This window comes from Streptomyces sp. NPDC054840, assembly GCF_053611065.1.
The window spans coordinates 1-7248 of record NZ_JBSGZP010000380.1 but is presented as its reverse complement, the minus strand read 5'-3'; the positions used below and the strand labels follow the sequence as shown (position 1 = coordinate 7248).

7 protein-coding genes and 1 pseudogene are annotated in these 7248 nt (G+C 71.9%); 3 read left to right on the top strand and 5 right to left on the bottom strand.

Annotated features, from left to right (window positions below):
• A partial coding sequence (locus ACWGIU_RS24305) for a M36 family metallopeptidase (protein ID WP_453709040.1) occupies window positions 1–950 on the bottom strand: 950 nt, incomplete at its 3' end.
• A gap of 822 nt (window positions 951–1772) precedes the next feature.
• Window positions 1773–2732, bottom strand: coding sequence for an alpha/beta hydrolase family protein (locus ACWGIU_RS24300; RefSeq protein WP_453709038.1), 960 nt, complete (start codon window positions 2730–2732; stop codon window positions 1773–1775).
• A gap of 113 nt (window positions 2733–2845) precedes the next feature.
• Between ACWGIU_RS24300 and ACWGIU_RS24295 the strand changes: the two genes are divergently transcribed.
• On the top strand, window positions 2846–3448 hold the full coding sequence (locus tag ACWGIU_RS24295) for a TetR/AcrR family transcriptional regulator (RefSeq protein WP_453709037.1): 603 nt from the start codon (window positions 2846–2848) through the stop codon (window positions 3446–3448).
• A gap of 692 nt (window positions 3449–4140) precedes the next feature.
• Here the strand turns inward: ACWGIU_RS24295 and ACWGIU_RS24290 are convergent.
• A complete protein-coding gene (locus ACWGIU_RS24290) occupies window positions 4141–4728 on the bottom strand; it encodes a TetR/AcrR family transcriptional regulator (RefSeq protein WP_453709035.1) in 588 nt (195 codons plus the stop codon).
• A gap of 54 nt (window positions 4729–4782) precedes the next feature.
• Between ACWGIU_RS24290 and ACWGIU_RS24285 the strand changes: the two genes are divergently transcribed.
• Complete coding sequence (locus ACWGIU_RS24285) at window positions 4783–5685, top strand: DUF2867 domain-containing protein (RefSeq protein ID WP_453709033.1); 903 nt, start codon at window positions 4783–4785, stop codon at window positions 5683–5685.
• Here ACWGIU_RS24285 and ACWGIU_RS24280 read toward each other — a convergent pair.
• Window positions 5633–5905: pseudogene (locus ACWGIU_RS24280) on the bottom strand (integrase core domain-containing protein); the annotation flags it as partial. The gene ACWGIU_RS24285 and the pseudogene ACWGIU_RS24280 sit on opposite strands and share 53 nt — an antisense overlap.
• A 43-nt stretch (window positions 5906–5948) precedes the next feature.
• On the opposite strand from ACWGIU_RS24280, the gene ACWGIU_RS24275 reads away from it, so the two are divergent.
• The gene (locus ACWGIU_RS24275) at window positions 5949–6737 is read left to right on the top strand and encodes a DUF6892 domain-containing protein (protein WP_453709032.1); all 789 of its coding nucleotides are present in this window, start codon (window positions 5949–5951) and stop codon (window positions 6735–6737) included.
• Between the two features lie 139 nt (window positions 6738–6876).
• Here ACWGIU_RS24275 and ACWGIU_RS24270 read toward each other — a convergent pair.
• A partial coding sequence (locus tag ACWGIU_RS24270) for a TetR-like C-terminal domain-containing protein (protein ID WP_453709031.1) occupies window positions 6877–7248 on the bottom strand: 372 nt, incomplete at its 5' end.

The window sequence follows — 7248 nt, the reverse complement described above, 5'->3', positions numbered from 1 at the left end:
GAGGTGTCCGGCGCGAAGCCGAACTGGGCGTTGACGATGATGCGGTCGGCGGTCCGGGCGCCCAGGGCGCCCCGGATGTCGAAGAGGGCACGGGACCAGATCTCCCCGTCGGCGTGGACCTCGCCCTCCAGGTCGGCGTACACCTTGTTCCCGTCGATGCGGCGCAGGCAGTGCGGGGCATCACTGTAGGAGGCCGCGTCCCAGTCCGCGACGCAGGCCAGGTCGGCCCGCAGCGGCCAGCCGTACGCGGCGTCGGCGTGGGCGCCGACCTCGACGGCCAGGTAGTCGCCGAAGGCCTCGCCTATCGCGCCGGCCTCGGGAGAGGTGCCGAAGCCGGGGACCTGCGCGTTGTGCACCGCGTGGCCGTACTCGTGGACGATCACCTCCGCGTCCTCGGCGTCGTCGACACCGCCCTTGCCGAAGCGGATCTCGGTCTTCTTGTCCGAGAAGAAGGAATTGTCCGCGCCCCACTGGTTGATGCGGACCGGCTGGACCTGGTCGTTGGCCCCGGGCAGTTCGGTACCGAAGCCCAGCCCCTGCAGGTACTCCTGGGCCTCATTGACCCAGAAGTAGGCCATGACCTGCTCGAACTGGTCGTCGGTGCGGTTGTATACGGTCGCGTCCGCGGGTTTCGCCGAGGCGCCGGTGTCCGATCTGACGTTCGCCCACCGGCCCGACAGCCGGCCGCTGGCGTCCAGGTTGCGCAGCGCGGCCGTGGTGTAGGCAGTGGCGGGCACGGCGTCGGCGGCGTCCTTGGCGTCGGTCAGGGTCTGGTCCCCCGAGGACTGGACGGGGTTGACCATGAAGATGCGGGCCTGGGGCAGCGCTGCTGCCGGCGCGGACCCGGACGCGGACGCCGAGGCAGATCCGGTCAGGGCGACCAGGGTCAGGGCAGCGGTGGCCGTGGCGGTGGCCGCGGCGTTCAGACCGCGGGGTGTGCGGCGGGACATGGACATCCTCCTGTGAGGGACGCGTTGTGCCGGAGAAGAGACACGGAAGGGCGGGGTGAGGCCGTGATCCTCGCGCACGACACCCGGCCCGCGCCAGGCCCGCGTTCCGGGAGTTCCGCCGCAAGCGGCGCCATTCGGGCAGGGCGATCTCCCCCCTCCCCGCCGCGTTGCCGTCGTGCGGCGCCCGGTCGGAGCCCTGCGGGGCCGCGGCCGCCTCCGCTGCGGCCGTGGCCCTCGGGCGGGGCCACCCCACCGGGCCGCGCGTCGTCCGCTGCCGCAGCCGTCGGCATCCCGCACCTCGACGATGCCCTGTGCCGGACCACGCCGACCACCGGGTTTCGCGGCCGCATCCGCGAGGGCACCGGACCGGTATGACGGGAAGTCCGCCACGTTCCACGGTTTGCCGTTCGGGAGCAGTGACGTCGCGGAACACAGAAGGTCTGGTGTGCCGTCAGGGCTTGTTACGGCCCCGTCGGGTTGCCGGGGCGGGGGAGGGGCGGCCGTCGGCCAGGGTTCCGCACACCTACGAGCCCGCAGGCCCTCATCGGCCGGCGCCTGCATGCGTCATCCGCTCAGCGGACCCTCGGGTCCGGACGGGCGGGTGCGCGGGCCTGGGATCTCCAGCGGTATGGGCGGGGCGCGGCCCTGTCCCTCCTGCCGGCGCCGTGGGGCCTGACCGTAGCGCGGCGATCGGGAGCGCTCGACTCGCCGCCGGCGACGGGACCGGGCTGCCCGCAGAGCTCGTCGGGACACCGGCGGTGGAAGATGACGAGGACATGCGTGGCCCCCATTCGCCCCTCTCGGGCCGACGCGCCGGGGGACTTACTTGGATTCGACACGTCCTACCGGGTCGGGTCCGGTCGTCAGTGCCTCGCAGGTGGTCTGCCAGGCGTTGTCGCCGGGGTGGAACCGGGTGCGGAGGTATGCCGCGGTGAGCCGGGCGAGGGCGGCGACTCGCTCGGGGTTCTCGTCGGTGGTCTCTGCGGCGTCGTATCCGGCGATCCCGCCGAGTCCGTGCTCCGCGTCGAAGAGGGTGAGCAGGGTTTTGGGCCCGGGGGCGAGGGTGTAGGGGTCGGCGTGCCAGTCCGGGCCCATGTCTGTGAAGTGCCGGGGGTCGTCCCTGTCGCCGGTGACGACGAGCGCGGGTGCGGTCATGGTGGAGAAGTCGACGGCCCCGATGACAGGCCAGTGCGCGGCCATGGGCCCGTTGAAGACATCACCACCCCTGCCGGGCGGAGCGAGCAGTACGCCCGCCTTGATCCGCGGCTCGCGGAGGTGTACCAGATCTCCGGTGTCGGGGTCGGTGAGTCCGGCGCCCAGCAGGAGGGCGGCGGTGAAGCCGCCGAGCGAGTGTCCGGCGAGGGCGACCTTGGTGGGGTCGATCCGCCCGGCGAGCTGCGGCACGGCGTTCTCGATCACCTTGAGCCGGTCGAGGACGTGGGTCATGTCCTCGGCGCGGGAACGCCAGAAGTCGGGTGCTCCGGGGGCGTCTGCGACCAGGTCGGTCAGTGTCCTGGACGTGAGGTGGGTGGGCTGGACGACGACGAATCCGTGTGCCGCCCAGAAGTCGGCGAGCGGCGCGTAGCCGTTGAGCGAGGAGAGGTTGTTCGAGGGGCCGTGGCCGTGGGAGAGGAGGATGACGGGGAGATCGGTGCCGGTGCAGGGTGCGGAGACGCGCACCTGGAGATCTACGGGGCGCCCCGGCACGGACAGGACGACGGGGCTGAAGGACAGGACCGGGACGGGTACGGCCAAGGCGTCGGCGGTGTGGGATGTGCTCACGGTGCGGTTCCCTTTCGGTGGGTGCCCGTTTCGGCTAAGCTGAAACGGAGCGTTGCTCCACATAGTATTCGGAGCGTCGCTCCGTTTTGTCAACGGTGTCGAAGGAGAACGTGATGGCCGCCGAGGGTCCCGCAGGGGAATCGCCGTCCCGAAGCAAGCGGGCCGACGCTCAGCGCAACCGGGAGACGGTGCTCACTGCCGCGGCCGAGGTGTTCGTCACCTCCGGCGTCGACGCGCCGATCCGCCAGATCGCGGCCCGGGCGGGCGTCGGGATGGCCACGATCTACCGCCACTTCCCGACCCGGGCGGACCTCGTCACCGCCGTGTACCAGCACCAGATCGAGGCATGCGCCGAAGCCGGCCCCCACCTGCTGGCCGGCGCCGATGCCCCGCTCGACGCACTGCGCCAATGGATCGACCTCTTCGTCGACTTCCTGGTCACCAAGCACGGCCTCGCCGACGCCCTTCAGTCCGACAGTGACCGGTTCGCCGCGCTGCACGCCTACTTCCTCGACCGCCTGCTGCCCGTCTGCGCCCAACTGCTCGACGCCGCGGTCGAGGCCGGCGACATCAGGCCCGGCACGCAGCCCTACGAGCTGATGCGCGGCATCGGAAACCTCTGCGTCGGACGTGAAGACGACCCCCGCTACGACCCCCGACGCCTGATCGCCCTCCTCCTCCAGGGACTCCAGCGACCCCTGCGGGGTGACGGATGACGGCGCCTGGGCGGTGAGCTGCCGAGGGGAGTGGAGGCGAGTCGGGGCGCGGCCCCCGTCGCGGCCTTCCGGTGGCCAGGACCGCACCCCTTACCTCCGAACGTACCCGCATCCTGCAGGCCGGCGGTCAGCCGGTCATGCCCAGTGCGTTCTCGGGGCTGCAGCAGGGGCAGGGGCTCGACGCCCACGGCGAGCATCCGACGGGCCTCCTCGCGCCCGAGGGGTTTGCCGCCGCTGATCGCGCAGGCCCGGACGCCGCCCCTCCGCCGCCTCATGGGAGCCGGGCTCGTAGGCGGCAGCCGGCCGCCGCGCCGGTCGCGCGGCTGCGTCAGACTTCCGCGCGCCCGGCTTCGGAGCGTGGCGTCGCGGCAGCGAGAGGCGCCTTGACCAGGCCTGTACGGGTCCGGCGGAGCAACTCCAGGGCCGTGCCGGCCGCCGGGCGGTGATCAGCCGGGCCACTTCGCCGTCGACCGGCAGGGCACCTCCCACTGCCTTGCGCAGGGCCCGTTGTCGTGTGCGGTACTCGGAACCGCCCTGACGAGACGAGGACGGCCCACCGTAGGAAAAGGACGCCCGTTGAACGGGCGGCTGCGCCGGCGCTTCCAGGGCTGGCGGTGGGGGATGGCGGCGTATCGCCCCGCCGAGCGGTGACCGCCGTCCTGCCTGCGTCGAGCCAGAACCGCTGCGCTGGATCAGCGCTTCAGCAGCGCGGCCGACACCTCGGCCAGATACGCGGGGTCGGTGGGCGCGGCGCCCGGTACCGCGTGGGCGAGGTGGGCGTGGCCCAGGTAGCTCGTGTAGGCGAAGAAGCCCCGCCGGCGCGCCTCGGGCGCAGGGAATCCGAGCAGTTCGAAGAGGTGGGCGAGATAGCCGACCCTGCGTTCGGTGACGCGGGCGAGGGCGGCCGCAACCTCGGGATGGTCGCCGGCAGCCAGCAGCCGTACCTCCCGCGGGTCGTCGGCCGCGGCGACGGTTGCCCCGCGCAGGAGCGCTTCGAGCCGGGCGGCGGGGTCGGGCTCGACCGCCTCCATCGCCCGGATGATCCGCTCGGTGGACGACTCCTCCCAGCGCGCGAGTGCGGCGGCGACGAGGGCGTCGCGGTTGGCGAAGTGCCAGTAGAAGCTGCCTTTGGTGGTGCCGAGTGCGGCCGCGAGCGGCTCCACCGCCACAGCGGCGAGGCCCCGGTCGATCAGCGCGGCAAGGGCGGCGTCGGCCCAGTCGTCGGCGGTGAGCCGCTTGCGGGCGAGGCGGTGCCGCTGCTGGCCGGATGAGTCACTCACATTTCCATACGCTACCGTACGGTGGAAACATACGCTCCCGTATGGAGGTCCGGCATGCGCGCCGTACGCAACGTTCACGAACGGATCATCCCGGCACCGGCCGACTGCGTCGGGGCGCTCCTCGACCGGGTGTCGGCACCCGACGACCCCGTCTTCCCCACCCCGGTCTGGCCTGCGATGGTCCTCGACCGTCCGCTCGGCGTCGGCGCGGACGGCGGCCACGGCCGGGTCCGCTACTGCGTCACCGGGTACGTGCCGGGCCGCTCCGTCCGCTTCGACACCACCGGTGGGGCGATGGGGCAGGGATACCACCGTTTCGACGTCGAACCGCTCGGCGCTGACCGGTGCCGGGTGGTCCACGTCCTCGAACTGACCATGCCGGTACGGCTGTTTCTCCAGTGGAAGGTGGCGATCCAGCCGGTGCACGACACGATGATCGAGGAGGTCTTCGACAACATCGAACGAGGCGCCCTTGGCCGTCCGCCCCACGCCCCGACCCGCCGACCGCCGCGCGCACTGCTGGTCAACCGGCTGTTCTGGGCCCGTCCGCGCGCCGTTCCCGTGCCGTCACACGCCCGGCTGCTGCACGAGGCCGTGCCCCGGCCGGACTTCGCCGACGCCTGGCGCCTGCCCCTGCCGCCGGGGATGTCCCACGACCCACAGGACTGGAGGCACGTGCTGCCGTTCCCCGTCCGCGGCACCGCCGACCGTGAGCTCATGGTCGGCGAGGACGCCTCCCACCTGGACTTCCGCTCCTCGATCGTGATCGAGGACGACACCGTAACCCTGGCAACGGCCGTACGACTCCACAACACCCGCGGACGCCTGTACTTCGCGGTGGCGGGCCTCGCCCACCCGTACATGGCCCGCCTGATGCTGCGCCGTGCTCACCGCCGGCTTGCCTTCACGGCGCGACCGGCGGGCGAGCGGAACGCCTGGAGTTGTCGACGCGGCTGAGGGGTGGGTGGCCGCCCGGTGCGGTGTGGCAGCGGTGGTGGTTGTAGGTGCGGAGGGAGTCTGCCAGGGCTGCCGTCCGCTCGTCGTCGGAGGTGTAGGGCCGCAGGTAGGCCCATGCGTCCAGGAGGGTGCGGTTGATGCGCGGGATGCCTTGGTTGTGGGAGAACGCGGCCGCGCGGACCAGGAAGCCCGCGCAGGTCGCGACTTCCTCGTCGGGGTGGCCCCTCATCCCACTGCTGGAGAAGGGGCAGTAGAGTCCCGGCATGCGCATCGCAGGTCCTCTCGACGAGCTCCCGGACACCAATCTGAGTCTGGCTGTGGTCAGTCAGCTGATGGAAGCGGGCACGCTGCCGCTCTTCCAACCGCCGGTGGCTGAAGGCGCGCATGTCTGCACGGATACGTGCGATGCCGTCTGCGAGGAGTGGCTCGACGGCCTCGACAGCTTCGACTACCGGCAGGACGTGGCCGACGCCCTCCTCGGACTGCCCGTCACCGAAGCCCAGTGCGCCACCGTACGGGAACTGAAGTGGCACACCTCCTCGAAGGCCATCGCCCTGATCTGGAGCGAGTGGGGCGGCGAGTGCGAGGAGTTCCACATTCGCGAACTCGACGGCATAGGCGCGGCTCTTCCCCACCTGGAAGCACTGCATCTGGAACTGACCGAGGTCACCGACCTGAGGCCCCTGACCTCCTGCGACCGGCTCCGTGCGCTGACCCTGGCCGGGGGTTATGACGACGAGACCGACCTTGCGCCTCTCGCCGGTACCCGCATGCTGACCTCGCTCACACTGCGCTCCAAACGAGTGGAGGACCTACGTCCCCTGAGCGGCCTCCCGCTGGAGCGCCTCACCCTCGACGGGTGCCACGACGGCAACGGCCACCACGTGATCGACCTCGCTCCACTGGAGCACATCACATCCCTGCGCGCGCTCCGCTACCGCCGCTTCGCCCGCGTCCCCGGGGACGAGCACCCGGCCCTTTCCGCATTCGGCAACGCCCGCGTCATCGACGGCCTCGCCGCGCGCGGTGTCACCCTCAGCTTCGACTGGTGACACGCCGCGGAGCGGCCTGACCGGATCGCCCGGGCCACTCCGCTCCGACCGTGCTGAGTCGCCCTGTGGCGGACCGCCTGATCCGGCGAGTCGGAGGCCTGACGGGAGGCGCTGAGCGCTGCGGTCGGCGGGCCGGTGGTCAGACGATGGCGAGCCGGTCCACCAGCAGCTCCACCCTCCGATCGGCGTCCGCCGACGGCAGCCGTCCCGTCCGGGTCAGGGTCGCCAGCCCGTGGAGGGCCGCCCAGAACAACTCGGTGAACAGTCCCGGGTGGACGCCGTCCCCGGCGACTTCGCCGAGGGTCTCCAGCAGGGCGGCAAAGGCGTCCTTCAACGGCTCGGGAGTGTCCTCGTTCGCGAACGCCAGGCCGCCGTCGAGCTGGAACATGGCGTCGTAGACCGCCGGATTGCGCTCGGCGAAGACGAGGTAGGCGCGGGCAAGGGCGGTGACCCGGGTCCGGGGGCCGTCCGCGACGGAGGCCGCGGCCCGCAGTGCCGTGGCCATTTCGGC

Excerpts from the sequence above, each read along its gene's own strand:
- ACWGIU_RS24295 (WP_453709037.1), top strand. The coding sequence starts at position 2,846 with ATGGCCGCCGAGGGTCCCGCAGGGGAATCGCCGTCCCGAAGCAAGCGG.
- ACWGIU_RS24275 (WP_453709032.1), top strand. The coding sequence starts at position 5,949 with ATGCGCATCGCAGGTCCTCTCGACGAGCTCCCGGACACCAATCTGAGT.
- ACWGIU_RS24285 (WP_453709033.1), top strand. The coding sequence starts at position 4,783 with ATGCGCGCCGTACGCAACGTTCACGAACGGATCATCCCGGCACCGGCC.